The sequence below is a fragment of the Pontibacter saemangeumensis genome (assembly GCF_039541895.1).
Taxonomy (GTDB): Bacteria; Bacteroidota; Bacteroidia; order Cytophagales; family Hymenobacteraceae; genus Pontibacter; species Pontibacter saemangeumensis.
This window is the reverse complement of sequence record NZ_BAABHC010000004.1, coordinates 194610-218043: the sequence shown is the minus strand read 5'-3', so window position 1 is coordinate 218043 and position 23434 is coordinate 194610. Positions and strand designations below refer to the sequence as shown.

Annotated in this window: 25 protein-coding genes and 1 pseudogene; 14 read left to right on the top strand and 12 right to left on the bottom strand. The window is 53.3% G+C overall.

What is annotated here, in order from left to right:
• The first annotated feature begins 1 nt into the window (after nucleotide 1).
• From ABD920_RS05580 to hisIE, 12 genes are all read left to right on the top strand, one after another.
• Nucleotides 2-565, top strand: a complete 564-nt coding sequence (locus tag ABD920_RS05580; protein WP_345157400.1) for an anthranilate synthase component II — start codon at nucleotides 2-4, stop codon at nucleotides 563-565.
• 89 nt (nucleotides 566-654) lie between these two features.
• On the top strand, nucleotides 655-1665 hold the full coding sequence (gene trpD / locus ABD920_RS05575; protein ID WP_345157398.1) for an anthranilate phosphoribosyltransferase: 1011 nt from the start codon (nucleotides 655-657) through the stop codon (nucleotides 1663-1665).
• Between the two features lie 40 nt (nucleotides 1666-1705).
• Nucleotides 1706-2521, top strand: a complete 816-nt coding sequence (gene trpC / locus ABD920_RS05570; RefSeq protein ID WP_345157397.1) for an indole-3-glycerol phosphate synthase TrpC — start codon at nucleotides 1706-1708, stop codon at nucleotides 2519-2521.
• Nucleotides 2518-3150: a phosphoribosylanthranilate isomerase gene (locus tag ABD920_RS05565; RefSeq protein ID WP_345157394.1), complete on the top strand. Its 633-nt coding sequence runs from the start codon at nucleotides 2518-2520 to the stop codon at nucleotides 3148-3150. Before trpC ends, ABD920_RS05565 begins: the two co-directional genes overlap by 4 nt.
• A gap of 279 nt (nucleotides 3151-3429) precedes the next feature.
• Nucleotides 3430-4617, top strand: coding sequence for a tryptophan synthase subunit beta (gene trpB / locus ABD920_RS05560; RefSeq protein ID WP_345157393.1), 1188 nt, complete (start codon nucleotides 3430-3432; stop codon nucleotides 4615-4617).
• Nucleotides 4610-5386: a tryptophan synthase subunit alpha gene (trpA, locus tag ABD920_RS05555; RefSeq protein WP_345157392.1), complete on the top strand. Its 777-nt coding sequence runs from the start codon at nucleotides 4610-4612 to the stop codon at nucleotides 5384-5386. The genes trpB and trpA overlap by 8 nt, the downstream gene beginning before the upstream one ends.
• A gap of 1 nt (nucleotide 5387) precedes the next feature.
• Nucleotides 5388-6398 carry a 3-deoxy-7-phosphoheptulonate synthase gene (gene aroF / locus ABD920_RS05550; RefSeq protein WP_345157389.1) on the top strand — a complete coding sequence of 337 codons (1011 nt, stop codon included), beginning with the start codon at nucleotides 5388-5390 and terminating at the stop codon, nucleotides 6396-6398.
• Nucleotides 6399-6573: 175 nt separating this feature from the next.
• Nucleotides 6574-7929: a magnesium transporter gene (gene mgtE, locus ABD920_RS05545; protein ID WP_345157387.1), complete on the top strand. Its 1356-nt coding sequence runs from the start codon at nucleotides 6574-6576 to the stop codon at nucleotides 7927-7929.
• Nucleotides 7930-8182: 253 nt separating this feature from the next.
• Nucleotides 8183-8764 carry an imidazole glycerol phosphate synthase subunit HisH gene (gene hisH / locus ABD920_RS05540; RefSeq protein ID WP_345157385.1) on the top strand — a complete coding sequence of 194 codons (582 nt, stop codon included), beginning with the start codon at nucleotides 8183-8185 and terminating at the stop codon, nucleotides 8762-8764.
• Nucleotides 8761-9489, top strand: coding sequence for a 1-(5-phosphoribosyl)-5-[(5-phosphoribosylamino)methylideneamino]imidazole-4-carboxamide isomerase (gene hisA / locus ABD920_RS05535; RefSeq protein ID WP_345157382.1), 729 nt, complete (start codon nucleotides 8761-8763; stop codon nucleotides 9487-9489). The genes hisH and hisA overlap by 4 nt, the downstream gene beginning before the upstream one ends.
• The gene (gene hisF / locus ABD920_RS05530; RefSeq protein WP_345157381.1) at nucleotides 9479-10237 is read left to right on the top strand and encodes an imidazole glycerol phosphate synthase subunit HisF; all 759 of its coding nucleotides are present in this window, start codon (nucleotides 9479-9481) and stop codon (nucleotides 10235-10237) included. Before hisA ends, hisF begins: the two co-directional genes overlap by 11 nt.
• A gap of 85 nt (nucleotides 10238-10322) precedes the next feature.
• Nucleotides 10323-10931, top strand: coding sequence for a bifunctional phosphoribosyl-AMP cyclohydrolase/phosphoribosyl-ATP diphosphatase HisIE (gene hisIE, locus ABD920_RS05525; RefSeq protein WP_345157380.1), 609 nt, complete (start codon nucleotides 10323-10325; stop codon nucleotides 10929-10931).
• Nucleotides 10932-11169: 238 nt separating this feature from the next.
• Here the strand turns inward: hisIE and ABD920_RS05520 are convergent, their stop codons facing one another.
• The 4 genes and pseudogenes from ABD920_RS05520 to ABD920_RS05505 all read right to left on the bottom strand — a co-directional run.
• Nucleotides 11170-12048, bottom strand: coding sequence for an alpha/beta fold hydrolase (locus ABD920_RS05520; protein WP_345157379.1), 879 nt, complete (start codon nucleotides 12046-12048; stop codon nucleotides 11170-11172).
• Nucleotides 11961-12344 carry a hypothetical protein gene (locus tag ABD920_RS05515; RefSeq protein ID WP_345157377.1) on the bottom strand — a complete coding sequence of 128 codons (384 nt, stop codon included), beginning with the start codon at nucleotides 12342-12344 and terminating at the stop codon, nucleotides 11961-11963. Before ABD920_RS05515 ends, ABD920_RS05520 begins: the two co-directional genes overlap by 88 nt.
• Nucleotides 12345-12347: 3 nt before the next feature.
• A complete protein-coding gene (locus tag ABD920_RS05510; protein WP_345157615.1) occupies nucleotides 12348-12503 on the bottom strand; it encodes a hypothetical protein in 156 nt (51 codons plus the stop codon).
• 41 nt (nucleotides 12504-12544) lie between these two features.
• A pseudogene (locus ABD920_RS05505) lies at nucleotides 12545-12622 on the bottom strand (hypothetical protein); the annotation flags it as partial.
• A 220-nt stretch (nucleotides 12623-12842) separates the two neighbouring features.
• Here ABD920_RS05505 and ABD920_RS05500 point away from each other — a divergent pair.
• Nucleotides 12843-14447, top strand: a complete 1605-nt coding sequence (locus ABD920_RS05500) for a hypothetical protein (protein ID WP_345157376.1) — start codon at nucleotides 12843-12845, stop codon at nucleotides 14445-14447.
• 74 nt (nucleotides 14448-14521) lie between these two features.
• On the opposite strand, the gene ABD920_RS05495 is transcribed toward ABD920_RS05500, so the two are convergent.
• Complete coding sequence (locus tag ABD920_RS05495; RefSeq protein ID WP_345157374.1) at nucleotides 14522-16300, bottom strand: chloride channel protein; 1779 nt, start codon at nucleotides 16298-16300, stop codon at nucleotides 14522-14524.
• A gap of 204 nt (nucleotides 16301-16504) precedes the next feature.
• Here ABD920_RS05495 and prpE point away from each other — a divergent pair, with 204 nt between their 5' ends.
• Nucleotides 16505-17329: a bis(5'-nucleosyl)-tetraphosphatase PrpE gene (prpE, locus tag ABD920_RS05490; RefSeq protein WP_345157373.1), complete on the top strand. Its 825-nt coding sequence runs from the start codon at nucleotides 16505-16507 to the stop codon at nucleotides 17327-17329.
• Here the strand turns inward: prpE and mnhG are convergent.
• Genes mnhG through mbhE form a run of 7 tightly spaced genes read right to left on the bottom strand, consistent with a single transcriptional unit; the run spans nucleotide 17289 to nucleotide 23325 of the window.
• Nucleotides 17289-17720, bottom strand: a complete 432-nt coding sequence (gene mnhG, locus ABD920_RS05485) for a monovalent cation/H(+) antiporter subunit G (protein WP_345157371.1) — start codon at nucleotides 17718-17720, stop codon at nucleotides 17289-17291. The genes prpE and mnhG overlap by 41 nt on opposite strands.
• A gap of 14 nt (nucleotides 17721-17734) precedes the next feature.
• The gene (locus tag ABD920_RS05480; RefSeq protein ID WP_345157369.1) at nucleotides 17735-18004 is read right to left on the bottom strand and encodes an MrpF/PhaF family protein; all 270 of its coding nucleotides are present in this window, start codon (nucleotides 18002-18004) and stop codon (nucleotides 17735-17737) included.
• Nucleotides 18001-18498, bottom strand: coding sequence for a Na+/H+ antiporter subunit E (locus tag ABD920_RS05475; protein WP_345157367.1), 498 nt, complete (start codon nucleotides 18496-18498; stop codon nucleotides 18001-18003). The genes ABD920_RS05480 and ABD920_RS05475 overlap by 4 nt, the downstream gene beginning before the upstream one ends.
• Nucleotides 18499-18536: 38 nt before the next feature.
• Complete coding sequence (locus ABD920_RS05470) at nucleotides 18537-20054, bottom strand: proton-conducting transporter transmembrane domain-containing protein (RefSeq protein ID WP_345157366.1); 1518 nt, start codon at nucleotides 20052-20054, stop codon at nucleotides 18537-18539.
• A 59-nt stretch (nucleotides 20055-20113) separates the two neighbouring features.
• On the bottom strand, nucleotides 20114-20464 hold the full coding sequence (locus ABD920_RS05465) for an NADH-quinone oxidoreductase subunit K (RefSeq protein ID WP_345157365.1): 351 nt from the start codon (nucleotides 20462-20464) through the stop codon (nucleotides 20114-20116).
• A 3-nt stretch (nucleotides 20465-20467) separates the two neighbouring features.
• Nucleotides 20468-21010, bottom strand: a complete 543-nt coding sequence (locus tag ABD920_RS05460) for an MnhB domain-containing protein (protein WP_345157363.1) — start codon at nucleotides 21008-21010, stop codon at nucleotides 20468-20470.
• Nucleotides 21007-23325 (bottom strand): hydrogen gas-evolving membrane-bound hydrogenase subunit E, encoded by a 2319-nt coding sequence (gene mbhE / locus ABD920_RS05455; RefSeq protein ID WP_345157362.1) that lies wholly within the window; start codon nucleotides 23323-23325, stop codon nucleotides 21007-21009. The genes ABD920_RS05460 and mbhE overlap by 4 nt, the downstream gene beginning before the upstream one ends.
• Between the last annotated feature and the right edge of the window lie 109 nt (nucleotides 23326-23434).

Genomic DNA, 23434 nt, shown 5'->3' with positions numbered 1-23434 from the left:
TATGGATGTTCTTGTCATAGATAACTACGATTCGTTTACCTACAACCTGGTGCACCTGCTGCAGGAACTGGGCGCCACCGTCACCGTGCGGCGAAACGATAAGATCACACTGGAGGAAGTAGGTGCTTTCCAGAAAATCATGCTCTCGCCGGGCCCCGGCATACCGGACGAGGCGGGAATCCTCAAAGACGTGATCCGGACCTACGGTTCGAACAGGAGCCTGTTCGGCGTCTGCCTTGGCCACCAGGCCATCGGAGAGGTATATGGCGGCAAGCTGTTCAACAGCAGCGAGGTGTGGCACGGCGTGGCTACGCCGGTGCGCGTGGTAAGCGAGGACGAACCGCTTTTCCAGGGCATTCCGCAGCAGTTCGGAACAGGCCGCTACCACTCGTGGTTAGTAGAGCAGGACCTGCCGGAGTGCCTTGTGCCCACCGCCGTGGATGAGACCGGCCAGATCATGGCCCTGCGCCACAGAACGCACGACGTGCGCGGCGTGCAGTTCCACCCGGAGTCGGTGCTGACCGAGCACGGCAAGCAGATCATTAAAAACTGGCTGGAAAGCTGAAATAGAAGCAAGACAATAGATACAGGACATAAGACAAATTATAATAATCAGTCTTGCGTCTTACATCCTGTGTGTCAAATCTTAAAGTAATGAAAGAGATACTGAATCACTTATTCGAACACAAGACGCTTTCCCGGGAGCAGGCGCGGGAGGTACTGTCCAACGTGACGGCCGGCAAGTACAACCAGACCCAGATTTCCAGTTTCCTGACGGTCTATATGATGCGCTCCATTACGGTGGAGGAGTTGGAGGGCTTCCGCCACGCGCTGCTCGAGCTCTGCCACCGCGTGGACCTGGATGCCTATGACCCGATTGACCTTTGCGGCACAGGTGGCGACGGCAAAGACACGTTCAACATCAGCACTTTGTCTTCTTTTGTGGTGGCAGCCGCCGGCGTGCATGTGGCCAAGCATGGCAACTACGGCGTGTCTTCGTCCTGTGGTTCGTCTAACGTGCTGGAGGCGCTCGGCATCCGGTTCACCACCGATACCGGCAAACTAGAGCGCAGCATCGACAAGTACAACATCTGTTTCCTGCACGCACCGCTGTTTCACCCGGCCATGAAGAGTGTGGGCCCCATCCGCAGGGATTTGGGTGTGAAGACGTTCTTCAACATGCTGGGCCCGATGGTGAACCCGGCTTTCCCGAAGCGCCAGATGGTAGGTGTGTTCAGCCTGGAGCTGGCCCGCATGTACGGCTATCTGTTTCAGCAGCAGCCCGACGTTCGCTATAGCATCATCCACACCCTGGATGGCTATGACGAAATTTCGCTGACAAGCCCGTTTAAGGTAATTTCCGATAACCGGGAAGCCCTATATGATGCCGATACGCTGGGTTTGCCAACCCTGCAGCGCGAGCAGATACAGGGCGGAGGGGATATAGACTCCTCCGCGCGAATATTCCTGCAGGTGCTGCAGGGCGCCGGTACTGCGGCACAGCGGGCCGTCGTTTCCGCCAACGCTGGCATGGCCCTGGTTACAGCCCGCCCGGAACTCGCTCCGCAGGAGGCTGTGGCAATTGCGCAGGAGACGCTTGATTCCGGGAAGGCGTACGATTTGTTTAACAGGTTATTACAGGACAAGGAACTCGCTGTGGCTTAAACAGCCAGTCCCTGCATCATCTTTGATCAACTCAACATATATGAATATTCTCGACGAAATCATCGCCCAAAAATACAGGGAAGTAGCAGAGCGGAAGGACCTGTTCCCGGTAAAGCTGCTGGAGAAAAGCCTTTATTTCGAGACCACCTGCCTTTCGCTGGAGCGCTACCTGCTGCGCCCGGACAAGAGCGGCATCATTGCCGAGATCAAGCGGAAGTCTCCGTCCAAAGGCGATATAAACCCCTACGTGTCGGTGGAGCGGACCTCCATCGGTTACATGCAGGCGGGCGCCTCTGCTTTGTCTATCCTGACTGACACAAACTACTTCGGCGGCAAAAACGAAGACCTGGTGACGGCCCGCAAGTACAATTACTGCCCCATCCTACGCAAAGATTTCGTGGTGGATGAGTACCAGATCGTGGAAGCCAAGTCCATCGGGGCCGATGCCATCCTGCTGATCGCCGCGGCCCTGGAGCCGAAGCGGTTAAAAGAACTGGCTGCCTTTGCCCGCACGCTGGGGTTAGAAGTGCTGCTGGAGGTACACGACCTGGAGGAGCTTCAGAATACCCTGCACGAGCACGTGACGGTGGTGGGGGTTAATAACCGCAACCTCAAAACTTTTAAAACGGACGTGGGTTTGTCTTTCGAGTTGGCCAATCATATACCCGCCGGCATTACGAAGATTTCAGAAAGCGGCCTGAGCCAGCCGCAGACGCTGGTGGAGTTGCAGGAGGCTGGCTATAACGGCTTCCTGATCGGGGAGAGCTTTATGGCAAGCAGCCGTCCGGAACGCGCGGCGGCGGCCTTCATAAAAGAACTGCGGGCGCTGCAGGGCAAAAAGGAGACTATGGCATGAAGGTGAAAGTGTGCGGCATGCGCGAGCCGGAAAATATCCGGCAGGTGGCGGCGCTGCTACCTGACTTCATGGGCTTTATCTTTTACCAAGGCTCAAAGCGTTTTGTCGGAGAGCTAATCACGCCTGATCTACTAGCTTCGCTTCCGGCAGGCATTAAAAAGATTGGGGTTTTTGTGAATGAGGAGACAGCGGTTATCCGGGAAAAGGTGGCGCTATATCACCTGGACCTGGTACAGTTGCACGGCGCGGAAACGCCCCGCCAGTGCCAGGAACTGCAGGAGGCAGGCATCAGCGTGATCAAAGCTTTTTCGGTGGGGGACGGTTTTTCGTTCCTGTCCACGCTGCCGTACGAGCGCTACTGCACCTACTTCCTCTTTGATACCAGGGGCAAGCAGCACGGCGGAAACGGCGTGGTGTTCGACTGGGAGTTGCTCAAAGACAACATCTCAGACAAGCCCTACTTCCTGAGCGGCGGCCTGAACCTGGAGAACCTGCAGAGCAAAGAGTTTGCGAAGCTCAAACCAAAACCGTTTGCCGTGGATGTGAACAGTGGCTTTGAGCAGGAGCCGGGCCTGAAAAAAGTAGCGGAGTTGAAACAACTGCTGGGAGAGATGAAAGTAAGAGGGTGAAACTACAGGCAAGAAGCAGGCGAATCCTTTTACCAAGCTTTTCTCTGACATCCTGGAAAGATCTTGTTGGTAGGGAGGTTCGGCATTTAGGCTTTGTCAAAAAGATTCTTTCTGAATAGCATACAATACATTGCCGTTGGTCAAAGGACACAACAGCGGAATATAGCATAAGCACACAATGGTGCTGTATACAGTCTTCAGTGGCTGAACAACATATATGATGAGACATAGGACCTGAAAATGCTTTTGTCTCCTGTCTAAAACCTAACATCTAAAAAGATGAAATACGCAGTTGATGAGAATGGCTTCTACGGGAAATTCGGTGGGGCCTATATACCCGAGATGCTTTATCCGAACGTGGAGGAGCTTCGGCAGAATTATCTTCGAATCATGCAGGAGCCTGATTTCCAGGAGGAGATGCAGCTGCTGCTCAAAGATTACGTGGGCCGCCCGACGCCACTTTACTTCGCCAAGCGCCTCTCTGAAAAGCACAACATGCAGATCTACCTCAAGCGGGAAGACCTGAATCATACTGGAGCGCACAAGATCAACAACACGGTGGGGCAGGTGCTGATGGCGAAGCGCCTGGGCAAGCACCGCATCATCGCCGAAACTGGCGCCGGGCAGCATGGTGTGGCCACGGCTACCGTATGCGCCCTGATGGGGCTGGAGTGCATCGTATATATGGGCGAGGTGGATATCATGCGGCAGGCCCCGAACGTGGCGCGCATGAAGATGCTGGGCGCCACCGTAGTACCCGCCACCAGCGGCAGCCGCACCCTGAAGGACGCCACCAACGAGGCGATCCGTGACTGGATCAACAACCCGGAAGACACTTATTATATCATCGGCTCGGTGGTGGGGCCGCACCCTTACCCGGATATGGTGGCCCGTTTCCAGGCGATTATATCGGAGGAGATGAAGTGGCAGCTGAAAGAGAAAACCGGCAGCGAGAATCCGGATTATATAGTGGCCTGTGTAGGCGGCGGCAGCAACGCAGCGGGGGCTTTTTACCATTACCTGGATGTGTCCGAAGTAAAACTGGTGGCCGTGGAGGCAGCCGGCATGGGCATAGATTCGGGTGAATCGGCGGCTACGTCGGTGCTGGGCAAGGAAGGCATCATCCACGGCAGCCGCACCCTGCTGATGCAGACGGAGGACGGGCAGGTGACGGAACCATATTCCATTTCCGCCGGACTCGATTACCCGGGCGTGGGCCCGCTGCACGCGCACCTGCACGATTCGAAGCGCGCCATCTTTGCGAGCATCACCGATGAGGAGGCGCTGCAGGCAGTGCTGGAACTGACAAGGCTCGAAGGCATTATCCCGGCCCTGGAAAGCGCGCATGCCCTGGCCGCACTCGACCGCATAGGCGCGAAGCCGGACGATGTGGTGGTGGTGAACCTGTCAGGCCGGGGCGATAAAGATTTGTCAACCTACTTAGACCGATTTGAATTGAATGGATAATAGAATTAAAACTCTTTTTGAGCGGAAGCCGCAAGGATTGCTGTCGGTTTACTTCACCGCGGGCTACCCCAACCTGGACGATACGGTGCCGATCATCCTGGAGCTGGAGAAGAACGGCGTGGACCTGATCGAGGTGGGCATGCCCTTTTCCGACCCCTTGGCCGACGGCCCCACCATCCAGCAGAGCAGCGATGTAGCTTTGAAAAACGGCATGACGATACAGAAGCTGTTCGAGCAGCTGCAGGATATCCGCAAACATACCCATATCCCATTGGTGCTGATGGGCTACCTGAACCCCGTGATGCAGTATGGCGTGGAGCGCTTCTGCCAAAAGGCGAACGAAGTAGGCATCGACGGCATCATCCTGCCCGACCTGCCTTTATCGGACTACGTGCGGGAATACAAGGCAATCTTTGAGCGGAACAACCTCAGCAAGATCTTCCTGATCACGCCGCAGACGCCGGAGCAGCGCATCCGCGAAATCGACAGCCATACCAATGGCTTCGTCTATATGGTGTCGTCCGCCTCTACCACCGGCAGCACCACCGGCCAGGCTGTGGTTAATACCGACTACTTTCAGCGAGTGGGGCAGATGGGGCTGCGAAACCCCGGCATGATCGGTTTCGGCATCCACGACCGCGACACGTTCTCACAGGCCTGCCACCACGCGAAAGGGGCCATCATCGGCAGCGCCTTCATTAAAGCGCTGGCGAAGGAGGGGACGCTGGAAGAAAACATCGAAACTTTCATCCAAGGCATCAAAAACTGATATGATCATACAACTGCAGCAAGGCATACCTGCCGAACTGAAAGAAAATATTCTGCAGCAGGTAAAGCAAATAGGCTATAAGGCCAGCGAGGTGAAAACGCAGCGGGGCGATTACCTGGTGGCCATCGGGAAAAAGGATTTTGACATCCGCACCATCGGCCAGCTGCCGGGGGTGGCAGACATTCATCGGGTGTCCGAGGAATACAAGCTGATTTCCCGCAAGTGGCGCGTGGAGCCTACCCGCATTGATTTAGGGGATGGCGTGACGGTGGGCGAAGGCAGCTTCAGCATCATGGCCGGGCCATGCTCCATAGAAAGCGAGCAGCAGATTGAGCTGGTGGTGGCGCACCTGAAAGAGAACAACGTGAAGATCATGCGCGGCGGCGTGTTCAAACCGCGCAGCTCGCCTTACGCGTTCCGCGGAATGGGCATCGAGGGTCTGCAGATGTTCCACCGTATCTGCCGCGAGCATGGCATCAAGATTATTACAGAGGTGATGCAGGTCTCGCAGATCGAAGAGATGATCGATTACGTGGACGTGTTCCAGGTAGGGGCGCGCAACAGCCAGAACTTTAACCTGCTGGATGCGCTGGGGGAGGCACAGAAGCCGGTGCTGCTGAAGCGCGGCATCTCCGGCACCATCGAGGAGCTGCTGCAGGCGGCGGAGTATATCTTTTCGAACGGCAACGAGAACATCATGCTCTGCGAGCGCGGCATCCGCGGCTACGAGAACGCGTACCGCAACATCCTCGACCTGAACGCCGTGCCGGTGCTGAAGGCCAAAACGCACCTGCCGGTGATCGTGGACCCGTCGCACGGCATCGGCCTTCGAGACTACGTGTCGGAGATGGCGCTGGCAGCCGTGATGGCCGGGGCGGATGGAATCATCTATGAAACGCACCAAAAGCCGGAAGAGGCTTTCTCAGACGGGCAGCAAACCCTGAACTTCGACGAGTCCGCGCGCTTGATCCGCCGCATGCGGCAGACCTACGCATTGCGGGAGAGCTTTTAGATTGATCAATTATATATAGCAGCCTGTTCAGGACATATATTCTTTAGTTTTTATATAGGTGGTATGCACAAACAGCTTGGCCCATTTCGGAGCCAAGCTGTTTGTTTTTAAGGTATGAGCAACTGTTTTAAGCTGATCGAGTAAAGTTTCATAGCAATCATCGTTATTTCTTATCATGGTAAAAGCACTGGATACTTTTCGTACCGATATTAACTTCGAGGACCTTCGAAACCGGCACCCGAACGATATAGCGGAAGTGATCAGCGAATTGGCTCCTAAGGAACGGACACTGGCGTTTCTGCTGCTGCCTGGCTCTCAGAAAGCAGAAGTCTTCACTTACTTCAACTACAACATACAGGAAAAAATCCTGAAGGAGATCGGCTCGCGTGACACGGCGGAAATGCTGGAGAACATGGCGCCGGACGATAGAACCGAGATTTTCGAGAACTTCCCGGACCTGCTCATTAAAGAATCCATCAACCTGCTGTCGGATGAGGAGAAAAGTATCGCACTAAACCTGCTGGGTTACCCGGAGAAGAGCATTGCCCGCCTCATGACACCTTATTATATACAGGCAAAAAAAGGCTGGACCGTGCAGCAAGCGCTGAACAACATAAAACGCTACGGAAAAAAGGCCGAGACCCTCAATCATATCTATGTGGTTGACAAAGAAAACAAATTAGTGGATGACATCCGGATAGGAAAGCTGCTGATGGCAGACGAGGAGCAGACCATCGAATCATTAATGGATTACCAGTTTGTCAGCCTCACCACCACTATGAGCAAGGAAGAAGCCATTGAGCAGTTCGATAAGTACGATCGGGCGGTAATGCCGGTGGTTTCTGAAAGTGGCGTGCTGGTGGGCATCGTAACCTTCGATGATATATTTGATGAGATAGAACGCCGCGACACCGAGGACATTCAGAAGTTTGGCGGTCTGGAGGCGCTGGAGCTGTCCTATACCGAAACGCCGCTGCTGACGCTGGTGCGGAAGCGGGCCAGCGTACTCATGATTCTCTTCTTTGGAGAGATGCTGACGGCGTCTGCCATGGGATATTTTGAAGCCGAGATTGAGCAGGCGGTTGTGCTGGCCCTGTTTATCCCGCTCATCATATCCAGCGGCGGTAACTCCGGCTCTCAGGCAGCCACCCTCATCGTCCGTGCCATGGCCATCAAAGAACTGGGCATCCGCGACTGGTGGTATGTGATGCGGAAAGAGGTGCTGTCTGGGGTGCTGCTGGGCCTGATCCTGGGCGTGGTCGGTTTCCTGCGCATCATCCTGTGGCAGCAGGCGGGCTTCTATGACTATGGGGAATTTGCCTTCTTAATTGCTTTGACGGTGGGTTTCTCCCTGATCGGGATTGTGCTTTGGGGCACTTTGTCAGGTTCGATGATCCCGTTCCTGCTGCGCCTCCTGCGCCTTGATCCGGCCACGTCCTCAGCGCCCTTCGTCGCCACACTGGTGGATGTAACCGGTCTGGTGATTTATTTTTCCATTGCCGCTGCCCTGCTGACGGGCACGCTGCTGTAAATATTTGCTATTTCCTTATCGAAAGTAGCCTGCATGTTTTATATTTGTAACAATGGCGTTCAAAACATTCCATATGCATCACCATGACGCACGCAGCACTCGCTTCGGAGCCGTCTGCCTATGGATATGCTAAGCCTGTAAACTGTATATCCAAAAGCCTGACTCCGAAATGGGTCAGGCTTTTTTATTTCCAGATTGGGTCTGTAAGACTTTTCATTTCTAATTTCTAATTATGAATTTTTAATTCAAAGGGATGAATTTAGTAATAGTTGATTATAAAGCGGGTAATGTGCAGTCGGTGCTGTTTGCGCTGGAGCGACTCGGGGTGCAGGCCACCCTTAGCTCCGACTTCGAGACGATTCAAGCGGCTGACAAAGTGATCTTCCCGGGGGTTGGAGAAGCCTCCTCGGCTATGGCGCAGCTGAAAGCGCGTAACCTCGACAAGCTGCTCCCGACGCTGCAGCAGCCTTTTTTTGGCGTTTGCCTGGGCATGCAGCTGCTGTGCCAGCACTCAGAGGAAGGCGATACCGATTTGCTGGGCATCATTCCCTTGCAGGTAAAGCGGTTCCAGACGACGCTGAAAGTGCCGCACATGGGCTGGAACCAGCTCGAGCAGCTGCAGTCGCCTTTGTTCGAGGGAATTCAGGAGCAGGAATATGTCTATTATGTGCATAGCTACTATGTTCCTTTGAGCGAATATACCATCGCCCGGTCCTCTTACCCGGAACCCTTCTCGGCGGCCCTGCAATACAAGAACTTTTATGCCGCGCAGTTTCACCCGGAGAAAAGCGGACCTGCCGGCGCCCGTATCCTACAAAACTTTTTAGCTATATGATGGAAATCATCCCAGCCATTGACCTGATCGGCGGCCAGTGCGTGCGCCTCACCGAGGGCGACTTTGCCCAGCAAACCACCTACGACAGCAACCCCTTGGAGGTCGCCAAGCGCTTCGAGGGCCACGGCATCAGGCGCCTGCACCTGGTGGACCTGGACGGGGCCAGGGCGAAAAAGCCGGTAAACCTGGCGGTGCTGGAGAAAATAGCGGCCAACACCAGCCTTTCCATTGACTTTGGCGGGGGGCTGCAGTCGGAGGAGGCGGTGCGGCAGGCATTTGAAGCGGGCGCTGCGCAGATCACGGCTGGCAGTATCGCCGTGCGCGAGCCGGAAACCGTGAAGCAATGGCTGCAGCAATACGGCCCGGAGAAAATCATCATTGGTGCTGATTTTAAAGGCACTAACATCGCCATCAGCGCCTGGACAGAGGAAAGCGCGTTTACTTTGGATGATTTTATATCCGATTATGTGCAGACAGGGGCGAAGCTGTTTATATGCACCGACGTGAGCAAAGACGGCAAATTGCAGGGTCCCTCCCTCGACACGTACCGTCACCTCAAAACCACTCTGCCTAAAGCAGGTGTCATTGCCAGCGGCGGCGTCACCACGATCCGGGATGTAGAGGAGCTGCAGGAAATCGGTGTCACAGGCGCCATTATCGGCAAAGCCATCTATGAAGGCACCATTCAGTTGAAAGATTTAGAACGATTTATATATGCTGACTAAACGCATCATTCCTTGCCTCGACATCAAGAACGGGCGCACGGTGAAAGGCGTGCGCTTTGAGAACATCCGCGACGCCGGTGACCCGGTGGAACTTGCCAAATGGTACGCGGAGCAGGGGGCAGACGAGCTCGTGTTTCTGGATATCACCGCCACCAACGAGGAGCGCAAAACCTTTGCGGAGCTGGTGCGCGATATAGCCCGCCATATAGACATACCCTTCACTGTTGGGGGTGGGATTGGCGCCGTGGCCGATGTGGAGGTACTGCTGCAAGCCGGTGCCGACAAAGTGTCGGTGAACTCAGCCGCCATCCGGAACCCCGCTTTGGTGGAGGAACTGGCCAAGCGCTTTGGAAGCCAGTGCATCACCGTAGCCGTAGACACGAAACATACCGACGCTACCGGCTGGAAGGTATATGCCCGCGCCGGTACCGTAGAAACAGAGCACGCCACCGTAGATTGGGCAAAGCAGGTGACAGACCTGGGAGCCGGCGAAATACTGCTCACCAGCATGAACAACGACGGCACCAAGGGCGGCTTTGCCCTGGATATAACCGGTGACGTGGCCAGAGCCGTTAGCGTTCCGGTGGTAGCCTCGGGAGGGGCGGGTACGATGCAGCACTTTGCGGACGTGTTTCTCCAAGCCCATGCCGATGCTGCCCTGGCGGCCAGCCTTTTTCACTTCCGCGAACTGGAGGTACACGACCTGAAGCGTTTCCTGAAGGAACAGGGCGTGGATGTACGGCTATAAAATGCTATTGCATGTTTGAGTACTGAGAATACCTCTCGCAACTCTAAACCCTTAACTTTTAACTCTTAACTCTTAACTTATAAAGGTGGAACTTGACTTTGATAAAACGAACGGCTTGGTGCCAGCCGTGATACAGGACGAACTGACAGCACAGGTGCTGATGCTGGGCTATATGAATCGGGAGGCGCTGGACAAAACGCGTGAGGAAGGGGTTGTGACCTTTTTCTCCCGTTCTAAAAACCGCCTCTGGACAAAAGGCGAAACGTCGGGCAATACGCTAAACGTCGTCAGCATTACCCGCGATTGTGATAACGATACCCTGCTGATAAAGGTGAAGCCAAACGGCCCTACCTGCCACACCGGCACTACTAGCTGCTTCGGGGAGGAAGAAGATTCAAACCGCGCTTCGGCCATCCGGTTTATCGCCAGCCTGGAGGAGGTGATTCAGGAACGCAAAACAAACCCAGTGGAAGGGTCCTACACGAATTTCCTATTTGAGAAAGGCGTGAACAAAATCGCGCAGAAAGTGGGCGAGGAGGCTGTGGAAACGGTGATCGACGCTGTCGCCGGCAAGCTGGACACCATGAAAGGCGAAGCCGCCGACCTGCTTTACCACCTGCTGGTGCTCCTGGCAGCCACAGGCATGGAACTCAAAGACGTGGTGAAAGTGCTGGAGGAACGGCACAAGAAATAAGGGTTTTATAACATTGTCAACTGAATACTGCGAACGAGGATGTTTTATAGAACCCACCCCTGCCCCTCCAGGGAGGTGAATCTGCAGACAGGCAATTTGCAATGCGCATGAACCAACTGATAGGGGTATTATACCCAAGCAAAGTAATAAATGCATTGCCGCTGTTTAGCCTTTTCAGCCAGCAGAGCCTAGCTCTAGGTATATAGTTATATATAATAAAGCCGTTTCTTGATCACGCTTATATAGGTTGGGAAGGCTGAGCCAGGAAAGAGCGTATGGCTTCCGATACCTCGCCTCCTTTTTCGTCCTGTAGAAAATGACCGGCTTTGAGCGGCACCACCTGGGCATCCGGGTACGTCAGTTTCCACTTGGCGAGCCAGCGCAGCGGCAGCAAATTGTCTTTCTCCCCCCAGATGATAAGCTTCGGGATAGGATTCAGCTTTTCCCGCTGCTCCCAGAGTCGGGTGAAGAATGGGTTAGCTTCGTTCAATGCCACCGCAAATCGCCAGGTTCCCAGCCTGTCAGCGGAGGAGGAAAGGGGTTTGAGGTAATGGCGGTGGATGTCCTTTGTCAGGTGCTTGCGCTCATGGTATCCTTTCGGGAGCAGTATACGAGCAGAGAAATTGCCTTGCATGTATAAAAACCTGCCGATACCGCCGCTCATAAACCTGCTGATCTTCTGCAGCGGCTTTTCATCCTGCAGGTTCCACATCCAGGTGTTCAGGATAACCAGGTTTTTCACGTTCTCCGGGTGGCGAAGCGCATAGTGCAAGCCAATAGGGCCTCCAAAATCATGTACGACCAGCGTGATGTGTTTGAGCTGCAGGTGATGTATAAGTTCCTCTAAATTTTCAGCGTGTGCCTCAGGTGTATAGGCGAATTGCGCCGGCTTTTCTGAAAGCCCGAAGCCCAGGTGGTCTGGTGCAATGCAGCGGTAGCTGCGGCTCAGCGATTTTACCTGTTGCCGCCACACAAACGACCAGGTGGGCGTTCCGTGAACAAACACAATGGGGTCGCCTGCCCCTTCATCTATATAATGAAGCTGCCCCGACTGCAACGCCAGGGTGTGGTGCCGGAAAGGGTAGAGGATGCGATCGAGCCACTTCGGAGATTCCATAGTTTTTTATTTTGAAGGGGTTTGTATTTCTGAATCAGCAGCGAGGCCACTTCATCAATCGGGTAATCGTTCAGCAGCAGGAAATGATTGGCCATCCCATCGATGGCGGCAAAAAGCAGTTTCGCCTCTAAGGCCGGGGCCGGAACGACTGCTCCTTCCATGTTCTCTTTTATCTTTTCCTCCACAAAGGCCACATGTGCCTTTATTTGTACCACTACGTGCCCCACCACCTTGTTTTGCAGGCGCAGGCTGTGCAGCAAACGCCAGAAGGCATATTTTTGTTTTAGGATCTGCACGGTTTACAGGATATGCTGCTCCAGCGTTCCATGGTTAGTCGTTTCGGCCGTGTCATGCCACGGCACGGACAAGGATGCTTCGATGTCTCTGTTTCCCCTGTTGAATATCTCACGGAGCAACTCCTCCTTGCTTTCAAAGTAGCTGTACAACAACCCCATATAAAACCAGCCTCTTTTGCAATGGCCCTGATGGAGGTGGCATCGTAGCCATGCTGAGAGAACAACCGGTGGGCTGTTTCGATCAGCGGTTTTTTCTTTTCATCCCACTTCTCTTTCATCCGCCCTATATATATACAAATGAACGGTTGTTCATAGAAATTATAGAATATTTTTAATAAAACGAATAGCCGTCCTGGCAATTTTCTTCCAGATGAAGCAACAAGTGCGCGATTCCCGTACTAGAAATTACATTAGAAAAAGTAAATAGTGAGATATAAGAATAATAAGGGAGCCTCAAAAGCGAAACATTGGTTGAAGGTTGGGGCATGGATTTTTAGTGTGTCTCTGCTGCTGTTTGTTGGGTTCTTCTTTTTTACCATCTGGCTGCAGGCTAAATTAGAGCGAACGGTCCAAAAGCGATCCAATGGCGTTTACAAGCTTCAACTGTACGGCCTGCAAGCCTCCCCCTTTACTGGATTGCTTTCTGCGGACAGCCTGTCGCTTGTGCCGGATTATGGGCGCTGGCAGCAATTGCAGCAACAGCAAGTGGCGCAAACGCTGCTCTGTCTGAAATCAAGCCATATAGAACTACAGGGCCTCAGCTTGATTAATGTGCTGTTCGGGCGCCCTTTGACGCTCAGCTTGCTTGAGGTGCAGCAGCCCGATCTGCTCGTGACGGTGATGCGGGAGGATACAACGCAGCAACAAAAGCCGCTGTATCAAACGGCACAAGGCATCCTGAAGGGGCTCCAGATCGGCCAGATTGATGTAAACTCCGCTCGTCTGCAATATCGGAAAGGCCCCGACGCAGCGGAAAACATCCTGTCAATTGATTTTTTTGATCTCACTGTAGATGACTTTAAACTCGACAGCCAGTCATTCCAGGCACCGGACAGGGCATATTATGCGAATAAGATCTTGGTGGAAGCAGGTAAGGCCAGCCTCCTTTTCCCGGACGGCACCTACAGGGGCAGCACCGACTCTATCTATATCAATACAGAAAGTCGGGCGCTTATGGCAAAGCAGGTAAAGCTTAAGCCCACAACGGATCCTGCCGGTTTATCCCGTGCAAAGGATAGGGCGGTCAGCTACACGGAACTGGTGGTGCCGGAAGTAAGATTCAGTGGCTTGAATTACCCGGCTCACTCACGGCACAACAATTTCATCGCCCGGCACCTGCTAATTACCGGACCAGAATTGAAGGCCTTCAAAGACAAACAGAACTTTGAGAACAAAGGCAGTAAACCGCTTCCGCACGAGCTCGCCCAACAGATACAAACGAAGTTCCTGCTAGATTCGGTGGAGGTAAATAGTTGTTATATACACTATTCAGAGCTGGTGCCAAAGGCGGCAAAACCCGGAAATATAAGCCTGCAGCAACTGAACATTAAAATGCGGAACGTGAGCAACATGCCCGCACATATATCGGAGAAAAACCCTGCGGTCATTCAGGCAAGTGGTCTGGTGATGGGAAAACTGCCGATGCACCTGGAGGTCTATATGCCGCTGCTGAATGAGAACGGCTACCACAGGATCAAGGGAGAAATAGGGTCCGGAAACCCGGAGATCCTGAACCCTATATTAGGCCCTACTGCCTTTGTCCGGTTTGAGAGCGGCCACGTGAGCCGTGGCAGGTTTAAGGTGGAACTTAACAACGACAGGGCCACCGGCACCTTCCATCTGCTCTACCGTAACCTGGAAATTGAATTATTGTCCAAAGGCACAGGTGGAGAGCAATCTGTCGGAAAAGAGATCCTTTCTGAGCTTGCCAGTTGGCTTGCCCTGAAAGACAGCAACCCGGCCGAACAGGGGGAGCGCCCACGGGTAGGCAAGATCAATGTGTCACGTAACAGGGAAAACTCCGTCTTCAGCTACTGGAAAGACTGCCTGATGGATGGTTTCTTGTCTGTCGCCGGGTTAGATGCACAGGCAGAAAAGCTTTAAGAGGAGGGGCCGCGCATAGCTCCAACTTACAGCCCTGCCATTCTAAATGCTTCATTTCTGATGATATCACCCCATCAGGCGTTCGTTGTCTTGATCAGGAGCTTTCTGTATTTAGTGAAGATGCTGGACTTTGATACAAATCCGAGGTACTCTTCCTGCCGAAGCACGGGCAGGTTCCAGGCACCGGACTCATCAAACTTCTTCATCACCTCCGCCATGCTGTCATTAAACTGCACTGCGGCAGGCGGTTTCACCATCAGCTCCCGTACCCGCACCGTATCGTATTTCTCAGTCTTGAACATAATCTCCCGCACATTCTCCAGGTAGATAATTCCTTCAAGTCCTCTTGCCGCATTCACGACCGGGAAGATGTTCCGGCGGGAATGGGCAATTACCTGTACCAGTTCACCCAGGGTGGCTTCCGGCGCCACAGGCTGGAAATCACTCTCTATCAGGTGGCTGATTTTCATGATATGTAGAATGGTGCGGTCCTTGTTGCCCTTCAGGAGCTGCCCCTTTTGTGCCAGCTTTTTGGTGTCCAGCGAGTACGGCTCAAAAAACTTCACCATGGCAAACGAAGAGGCAGAGACGATCATGAGCGGTATCATCAGGGTATATCCCCCCGTGATCTCCGCAATCAGGAATACGGCCGTAAGCGGGGCATGCATCACACCGCTCAGTATTCCGGCCATCCCCACCATCGCAAAGCTACTGACAGGTAAGTTGCTGATCTGGAGCAGGTTTATAATGCGGGAAAAGAAGTATCCGGCGCACGCGCCCACAAACATGGACGGTGCAAAGTTCCCCCCGTTTCCGCCGGAGGCAATCGTTAGCGTGGTGGCAAAGACTTTCATCAGCGCGAGTGCCCCCACAAAGCCCAGCACAAGCCATTCGTTCGTTCCGAAAAAGGCAAGCCAGCTGTCCTGCAGGAGCTTATCCGCATTGTTACGCTCCAGTACCATGATGCTGTCATACCCTTCGCCAAACAGCGGCGGGAAAAGCATGATCAGCAGGCCGAGCAGCGCCCCGCCCACCAGCGCCCTGGTATAGACCTTGGTCTGATACGATTCGAAAACCTCCTCCACCCGCAGCGCCATGCGCGTGTAATAAACCGATACGATCCCGGCCAGAATGCCCAGCAGCACATAATACGGGACATGGCCTGCCGCAAAGAAATCGCGCTGCCCGATATTAAACAGGATCTCTTCCTCCAGGATAAACCTGGAACACAACGTTCCCACCACCGCAGATATAATCAGCGGGGTGAAGGCAGCTATGCTGATGTCGGTGAGCAAAACCTCGATCGCGAAGAGCACGCCCGCAATGGGCGCATTGAACACGGCGGCAATGCCAGCCGCTGCACCACAGGCCAGCAGCAACGTGCGGTCACGGTAGTTCAAGTGATAATCACTGCCGTAATTGGACCCAATGGCGGAACCAGTCACGACAATGGGGGACTCCAGACCGGCCGAGCCCCCAAAGCCTGCCGTGATCGCACTCGTAAGCACATGCGAGTACATCTTGTGGCGCTCCACCAGGCTTGACTTTTGCGAGATTGTATAGAGAACGTTGGCTGTGCCGCGCCCGATGCTGCCGTTGAAAAAAACCTGCACCACCAGCACGGTTAACAGGATGCCCACAACCGGGAAAACCACGAGCCAGTATGGCTGGTCTAACAGCCGGTTTCCGTAGGCCAGCAGGAGCTGAACATAATGCACCAGCGATTTAAGCACAACCGCTGCCAGTCCGGCTGTGAACCCCACAAGTACGCTGGAGACAAGCATGAATTCACGACCAGAGGTATGGCGCCGGAGCCAGAGAAGCGGGATCTTGTGTTTTTTATAATGAGGCATTGCGGATGCTCGTATCGGAGCAATTATATAAGAATGCTAAAATTAGAAAGAAACATGGCCAACCTCAACCGCAAAAGATAGGAGTTCGAGGGATTTCTACAAAAAAGATGACTTTCAACTAACTTACATGCCGTTTCCTCTGTTTATATAGAAGGCTTTTTCGGCTCTGCGTTTTTAATTATTCAATTACAGCACCTATTGTTTATGATTGCACAGGATCAGCAGCAGCAAAACTACGCGGCACATCCGGACCAGCGGGGACCTTTCCACATAATCGGGGATGTCCACGGCTGCTTTGAGGAACTGCTGGCGCTGCTACAGCAACTGGGATACGCTGTAGAACTACACGAGCAGCAACGGTATATATCCCAGTCGCAAGTAAGGAGCAAGTTGATTTTTGTGGGGGACCTGGTAGATCGCGGTCCAAACTCTCCGGAGGTGCTGCGTCTGGTAATGGACCTGATGGAACAGGGGCTGGCCTACTGCGTGAGCGGCAACCATGATGACAAACTTCACCGCATGCTGCTGGGCCACAACGTGCAGGTACGGCACGGCCTGGAGCTAACGGTAGCCCAGCTAGCATCTTACGATGACGCTTTCCGAACTCGTGTAAAAGATTTTCTGGGGACCTTGCCGCATCACCTTATTTTCGATGAGGGGCGCCTGATCGTTGCGCATGCCGGGCTGGAAGAGCGCCTGCATGGCAGCAACTCCAAAAGCGTGCGCGCGTTGTGCCTTTACGGGCCTGTCTCAGGCGGAAAGGACGAAAAAGGCTTGCCGATCAGGCTGGACTGGGCTGCTGAATATTGCGGAAAGTCTGTCGTGGTATATGGCCACACGCCTGTGCAGGAGCCGCATTGGCGGAATAACACGATCAACATCGACACCGGCTGTGTTTTTGGCGGTAGCCTTACTGCCATGTCTTACCCTGAGTATAAACTTACCTCGGTGGAGGCTTTAACTAAGTATGCAGAACCCATGCGGCCATTTATTTTGCACCCCCGTCACGCGCAGCATTCTTCTTCCTGAGCTTCTGCTCCTTGTACTTATCCTGGCTCACCACTTCTTCCAGATGCTCCCGGTGCAGGTATTTTTTAAATTCCTTTAGATTCGTTTTCTCCCAGAAGGGTATTTTGTTCTGAACCGCCGTGCGCCCGATAACATGGGCAGCCACCGGCGCGGTGATAAAAGTAAAGACAATGATGGCCAGCACTTTCAGCAGCATACTCGGTTGGTTAAAGTATATGCCCAGCCCCAGCAGGATCAGTCCCACCCCCAGCGTGGATCCTTTCGTGATGGCTGACATCCGGATATAAAAGTCCGGCAGCCGCAGCAGGCCGATGGTGGCCACCAGCATAAAGAAAACGCCCGCAAGAATAAATGCGCAGCTGATAATCTCCTTTATCATCATAAAATCCATAGAATCGGGCATCTTCATTTTGTGGTTCTCATCATATAGTAAGCAAAAGATACCGAGCCTAGGAAACCGAAAAGAGACAGGATCATGGCCACGTCGATCAGGTCCTGGTTGTTTGATAATTCTGTGTATATGGCAATCATACCGATCACGTTCGCCACAATCAGGTCGAAGGCGGTGACGCGGTCGGGCAGGGAAGGGCCTATGGCAAAGCGCACAACGGTCAGCAGCAGACACAAGCTCAGCATCACCATCGACAGCAGCAGGGTTGACTGGAACAAGCTCATCCCGTCAGTTCTAAAAGTCTTCGCTCAAACCCATTCTTAATATGTTGCTTCACTTTCTCAACATCATTGTTTTTAACGTAGAGGGCGTGCACATACAGTATTTTCCTGTTTTTGCTGACGTCGATGCTCAGGGTACCGGGCGTCAGGGTGATCATGTTTGCCAGAAGCATAATCTCCAGGTTCGTTTTGGCCCGCAGTGGCACGGCAATGACAGTAGGCCGCATATAGTAATGGGGTGTGAGGATATCGAAAGCCACCTTCACGTTGGCCACCAGCATTTCCTTCAGGAAGAAGAGCCCGAACATGATCCCCTTTGGAAGTTTATGGAAGTAAGTGCGCCTGTAAAACCACGAACTGAGCCAAAGCACGAAAAAGAGCAGCAGGAAAAACACAGAGGCGCTTACGGCATTATAAGGGAGCGGCAGTCGCTCCTCCCGCAGCGTCAGGAATACACCCAAAAAAGCGATGGCGCTGTGTATATAGAAAAGTCGCATACGTTTCTTTTTTATCTTTTTAAGTGAACCGGTTCTTCCTATTTATGGAGTACGGTGTTTATGTAAAATGAGGTGTTGAGCAACTGATCGGCAGCTTGCTGCGCCACCACGATCACAGGCTGGGCATATAGGCTGATCAGGAGAATAAACAGGAGAAGGAACACTACCGGCACATACAACAGCTTATCGGATACGTTCCCCGCGCGAATTACATCCGGGGGAGATGGCGCCGGTTTGTCTTTTTTCTTCCAAAACACTTCATTCCATATTTTTGTCATGGAAAACAGCGTGACGAGGCTCACACAGAGCGACACAGCTACGATGGTGTAGTTGCCTGCTTCAAAGCCCCCCTTGGCCAGCATGAATTTCCCCCAGAACCCAGACAAGGGCGGAACCCCAGCCAAAGCAAGCGCCGACAGCAGGAAGAGGAGTGACAGCAGGGGCTGTTTTAAATACAAGCCTCCCAGTTTCTTCAGAGAGAAGGTGTGGTGCCGCTGCGCGACGACACCGCTCACGAGAAACAGGTTTGTTTTTACAAGGATGTTGTGGATGATAAAATAAATACTGCCTGCCAGGGCCAGTGGCGTATAAATCGCCAGCCCCATCAGCATATACCCGATCTGGCTGATGATGTGGAACGAAAGTATTTTCCGAAAGTCTTTCTGTGCGGCGGCACCTATCACACCCACCACCATGGTTAATCCGGAAAGCACCAGCAGCAACGGTAGCATAAAGCCCAGGTCAGAGATGAAAATGAGGGTGAAGAGCCGGATTAGGGTATAGATGCCGATCTTGGAGATAAGGCCGGCAACAAAAGCCGAAATGGCGATAGGAGGCGTGTGGTAGGAAGCGGGCAGCCAGAAAAACAATGGGAAAATAGCTGATTTTATCCCAAACCCTGTCAAAAAGAAAATGCTGGTCATGGAAAGCAGCGGCAGGTTCTGATTATCCGGATGCCGCACCAGCTGCGCCAGGGCGGCGAGGTTAAGCGAGCCATACAGGCTGTACATAACGCCGATACCTGTCAGTAACAAACCGGAGGCGACAAAATTGATTGTGACGTATTTTAAAGTGCCCTCCAATTGTGCCCTTGTTCCGCCCAATGCCAGCAGGGCAAAGCAGCAGATCAGCAAAACTTCAAACCACACATATAGGTTGAACATATCGCCCGTGAGGCAAACACCTGAAACACCCATCTGCAAGAGTAACAGCAAGGGGTAATACCCAAACCTTTTGCGTGAGTAATCCAGGCCCAACAGCGAGAACATATAGACCGCCATGCCAACCACTGTGGCACTCAGCAGGATAAGTGCGGCGAACTGGTCCGCCACGAGGGTGATGCCCAAGGGTGCAGGCCAGTTTCCGATGTCTGTTGAAAGGATACCCCGCTGATACACCTGGTAGAACAACACGCCAGCCGACGCCAGCCAGCCGGCCTGCACCAACCCCGCTACTACCGCCTGCGCCTTCACGCGCTGCCATGCCAGCAGGCAAAGCACTGCCCCGTAAAGCGGCAGGAGCAGCGGCAGCATAAGCAGTAGGTCAGGACGTGTCATATATGGTTCGGGTAACAGGTGGGGGGATAGACAGGAAAGGGCGGATCAGCAAAAGCGACTCATGTTATATCTGTCTTGTTCAGATCATCCAGGTTATTCGACTTAAATATTTGATAGACCCTCCGGATTAGCACGATGGCGAAAGCCTGAATCCCAAAACCAATTACGATGGCAGTCAGCAGGAGCGCCTGCGGCACCGGGTCAGGGTACACCTTGTCTGCGGTGGCCTGGCCTTTCGCGATGATGGCGACACCCCCGTCAGATAGCCCACCCACCACAAACAGGAAAAGGTTAGTGGCCAGGCCAAACAAAATCAGCCCCAGGATTAGTTTAAACAGGTGGCGGTGCAGGATAAAGTACAGGCTTACCGAAAACAGAATCCCGATCAAAATTGGCAGCAGCAGCTCCATAGGCTATTCTTTTGACATAGAGAAAACAAGCTTAAGCACCATCCCCATCACCAGCAGGTACACGCCTATATCAAACAGTAAGGGAGTGCCCAATGCCCCGATGATAGGTATTTCATGCTCGATCCATATACCGGTCATAAAAGGCTTTTGCAACACGAGCGAAAATGTACCACTGGTCACAGCCAGGAGCAGCCCGAGGCCCATCAGATACACCGGCCGCACGTGCAGAAAGACAAAGTTCCACTGGTGTGGCTGGTTTGAGTTTTTGCGGTTCCGGATATTCGCATTCAAAATCTGCATGGCATAGCGGGTCCGGCTGTGCCCAGCCTGGCGGGGGTAAAAATAGAATGTGAGACTGAAGAAAACGCGTGAGGTGGCATTCGCCCCGTGGGCCAGCACATGAAACACAAAGGCAATCGCCCCGATCAGCCCGCCAATAAAGCCCCCGCCCGGATGGTTGTGGCCCCTGATCAGGATATAGACCGAGAAGAGCAGGAAAACAGGCGTGAGGAGGCGAATGGCCGTGGAAAAAATGATCGTTCTCATGTCTTGCCCCCTTTCTTCGGATAGAGGCGCAGGAGCGCAAAAATACCGATTGCCGCCACGGCCAGCACCGTGATTTCGCCCATGGTGTCCAGTCCCCGGAAATCGACGAGGATAACATTCACGATGTTCTTGCCGTGGCCCTGCAGGTAGCTGCTTTCTCCGTAAAAACGCTTCAACTCCGATTCCACCGCATGCTCCTGCACCAGCAGCAGCACGTAGGTCATCACAGCCCCGAAAATTACGGAGATCGCGATAAAATAGTACCGGAGAAACTGGTGGGAGAGGTAACTGAACGCGGGCATTTTGTGCAGCAGCAACACAAACATCACCACCGTAAGGGTCTCGATCAGCAGCTGCGTCGCCGCCACGTCCGGTGCGCCGAACAGTATATAAAACAAAGCCGCCGAATAGCCTATTAAACCCATCACCACGATGGAGGTAAGGCGGGATCGCGTACCCAATAAATATAAAAGCGCGCCTGCTACCAACACTGACAGCACGACTTCATATAGCCTGATTTCCTGGATCAGTCCACGCCTTTCGCTGAGATGGACGACTAATTCATCGCGCCGTAGCACATAGATCAGAAGACCGCAAAAAAACAGGATGATATAGATGATGTAGTTACGCAGATACCCATTTTGCAGGTTTCGTATAAAATATTTAGAACCTTTCAGGAAGCCATTGAATACCAGATGGTAAATACTATCCGGACCATAGTTATAGATCCAGTTGAGGGAGGTGGAATGAAAGCGTCGGCCGGGTAGAAAATAGTATACTAAACCGCCCATCAGCAGTGTAAGCAGGCTCAGCAAAAGTACAGGCGTGAGGCCGTGCCACAGCGCAAGCACCAACTCTGGCCGGTGGCGGGGCAGTACACTATGTGCCGCCTGCTCTAATACTGGGGCCAGCAGCAAGTTGGCAAATAAACCTAAAACAAGCCCACAAAGCCCCAGTACCAGCGGCGGCATATAGAGGAAGGGGGAGGTGGCATGCTGCACTGGGGTCGGGATATTCACTTTTCTCCAGAAAACCCTGAGGCTGAGCATGAATGCCACGGCCACGAATGCCACTCCAGCCACGACCGTAGTTGTGAGCACAAAAATGTTCATGATGCTGAGTCCCAGCGATGCCTCATAAAGCAATTCTTTCCCCATAAACCCCACAAAGGGAATAACGCCCGCCATGGAGAGAGAACCCAGGGTAGCGGCGGCGCCCGTCCACCGCATGCTGCTGCCCAGCCCCTGCAGCGCGTGTAGTTCCCGGGTGCCGGTGCTATGGTCGACGGCGCCAGCAACCAAAAACAAAGCGCCTTTATATAGGGCGTGGGCCACTAAAAATACCAGCATCGCCTTCATCGCCAACTCTGTTCCGATGCCTGTCATCGTTACGAGAAGCCCCAGTGAGCTGATGGTGGTATAGGCCAATATTGCCTTTAAGTCGGTATGTTGCAGGGCCAGGATTGCGCCCAACAAAGCCGTAGCGCCACCTACAGAAACTAAGGTATACTGCCACACATCCGTGCCGCCTAAAGCAGGAGTTAAACGCGCCAGCAGGTATATGCCTGCTTTTACCATGGTGGCCGAATGAAGATAGGCGCTCACGGGCGTGGGGGCCGCCATGGCATTAGGCAGCCAGAAGTGAAACGGAAACTGGGCGGATTTGGTAAAACAGCCCAGCAGGATCAGCAGGAGCGAGGGCAGGTACAAAGGGCTTGCCTTCACCGATGCGCCGCTCTCCAGCATGCCGCTGAAAGTGCTTTCCCCGCTAACCTGGCCCAACAGCAGCAGCCCCCCTAAAAGCGCCAGACCGCCCGCACCGGTCACCAGCAAGGCTTGCCACGCTGCACTTCGGGCTTTTTCCTCCTCATGGTTAAACCCTATCAGCAGATAAGAACTGATGCTGGTGAGTTCCCAGAACAGGAAGAGGCAAAAGATATTATCTGACGTTACCACCCCCAGCATGGCGACCATGAACAGGATGAGGTACATATAAAACCGCCCCAGCAGTGGGTGCTGGCCAAGGTAGCCGCGGGAGTAGAGAATTATCAGCAAACCGAAAAAAGAGATCAGCAGCGAAAACAAAAGGCTGAGCCCGTCTAGCCGGAACTGTAGGTTTAAGCCAAGCGCAGGAACCCAGTTTATCGTGTCTGAAATGCTGTTACCAGCCAGTATAACAGGAGCCTGCACGCTGAAGTAGACCAGGAACAGGAGAGGAAACAACAACATCAGCAGAAACACGCGCTCCCCCATCCAGCGATAAAGCAACGGCGCGGAAAAGGCGAATACAAACCCTGAGAGCAGCAGGTAGGCCATCTGACATTGAATTAACGTATATCTTTTAGGATATTACCGTAAGATAGCATTACTTACCCGCCTACGCTCATTTAGTTGCAAAACAATATCGCAAAGCATAGCCTTAATC

Bases quoted from the DNA above. Each gene is read 5' to 3' on its own strand.
- mbhE (WP_345157362.1), bottom strand. From the start codon at position 23,325: ATGGCCTACCTGCTGCTCTCAGGGTTTGTATTCGCCTTTTCCGCGCCG.
- ABD920_RS05520 (WP_345157379.1), bottom strand. From the start codon at position 12,048: ATGGAATCTCCGAAGTGGCTCGATCGCATCCTCTACCCTTTCCGGCAC.
- hisF (WP_345157381.1), top strand. From the start codon at position 9,479: ATGCTGACTAAACGCATCATTCCTTGCCTCGACATCAAGAACGGGCGC.
- trpB (WP_345157393.1), top strand. From the start codon at position 3,430: ATGAAATACGCAGTTGATGAGAATGGCTTCTACGGGAAATTCGGTGGG.
- trpD (WP_345157398.1), top strand. From the start codon at position 655: ATGAAAGAGATACTGAATCACTTATTCGAACACAAGACGCTTTCCCGG.
- ABD920_RS05510 (WP_345157615.1), bottom strand. From the start codon at position 12,503: ATGGGGTTGTTGTACAGCTACTTTGAAAGCAAGGAGGAGTTGCTCCGT.
- trpC (WP_345157397.1), top strand. From the start codon at position 1,706: ATGAATATTCTCGACGAAATCATCGCCCAAAAATACAGGGAAGTAGCA.
- ABD920_RS05480 (WP_345157369.1), bottom strand. From the start codon at position 18,004: ATGAGCTTGTTCCAGTCAACCCTGCTGCTGTCGATGGTGATGCTGAGC.
- mgtE (WP_345157387.1), top strand. From the start codon at position 6,574: ATGGTAAAAGCACTGGATACTTTTCGTACCGATATTAACTTCGAGGAC.
- ABD920_RS05460 (WP_345157363.1), bottom strand. From the start codon at position 21,010: ATGAGAACGATCATTTTTTCCACGGCCATTCGCCTCCTCACGCCTGTT.
- hisA (WP_345157382.1), top strand. From the start codon at position 8,761: ATGATGGAAATCATCCCAGCCATTGACCTGATCGGCGGCCAGTGCGTG.
- ABD920_RS05470 (WP_345157366.1), bottom strand. From the start codon at position 20,054: ATGACACGTCCTGACCTACTGCTTATGCTGCCGCTGCTCCTGCCGCTT.
- ABD920_RS05580 (WP_345157400.1), top strand. From the start codon at position 2: ATGGATGTTCTTGTCATAGATAACTACGATTCGTTTACCTACAACCTG.
- hisH (WP_345157385.1), top strand. From the start codon at position 8,183: ATGAATTTAGTAATAGTTGATTATAAAGCGGGTAATGTGCAGTCGGTG.
- aroF (WP_345157389.1), top strand. From the start codon at position 5,388: ATGATCATACAACTGCAGCAAGGCATACCTGCCGAACTGAAAGAAAAT.
- ABD920_RS05465 (WP_345157365.1), bottom strand. From the start codon at position 20,464: ATGGAGCTGCTGCTGCCAATTTTGATCGGGATTCTGTTTTCGGTAAGC.
- trpA (WP_345157392.1), top strand. From the start codon at position 4,610: ATGGATAATAGAATTAAAACTCTTTTTGAGCGGAAGCCGCAAGGATTG.
- ABD920_RS05565 (WP_345157394.1), top strand. From the start codon at position 2,518: ATGAAGGTGAAAGTGTGCGGCATGCGCGAGCCGGAAAATATCCGGCAG.
- mnhG (WP_345157371.1), bottom strand. From the start codon at position 17,720: ATGGATTTTATGATGATAAAGGAGATTATCAGCTGCGCATTTATTCTT.
- prpE (WP_345157373.1), top strand. From the start codon at position 16,505: ATGATTGCACAGGATCAGCAGCAGCAAAACTACGCGGCACATCCGGAC.
- ABD920_RS05495 (WP_345157374.1), bottom strand. From the start codon at position 16,300: ATGCCTCATTATAAAAAACACAAGATCCCGCTTCTCTGGCTCCGGCGC.
- ABD920_RS05475 (WP_345157367.1), bottom strand. From the start codon at position 18,498: ATGCGACTTTTCTATATACACAGCGCCATCGCTTTTTTGGGTGTATTC.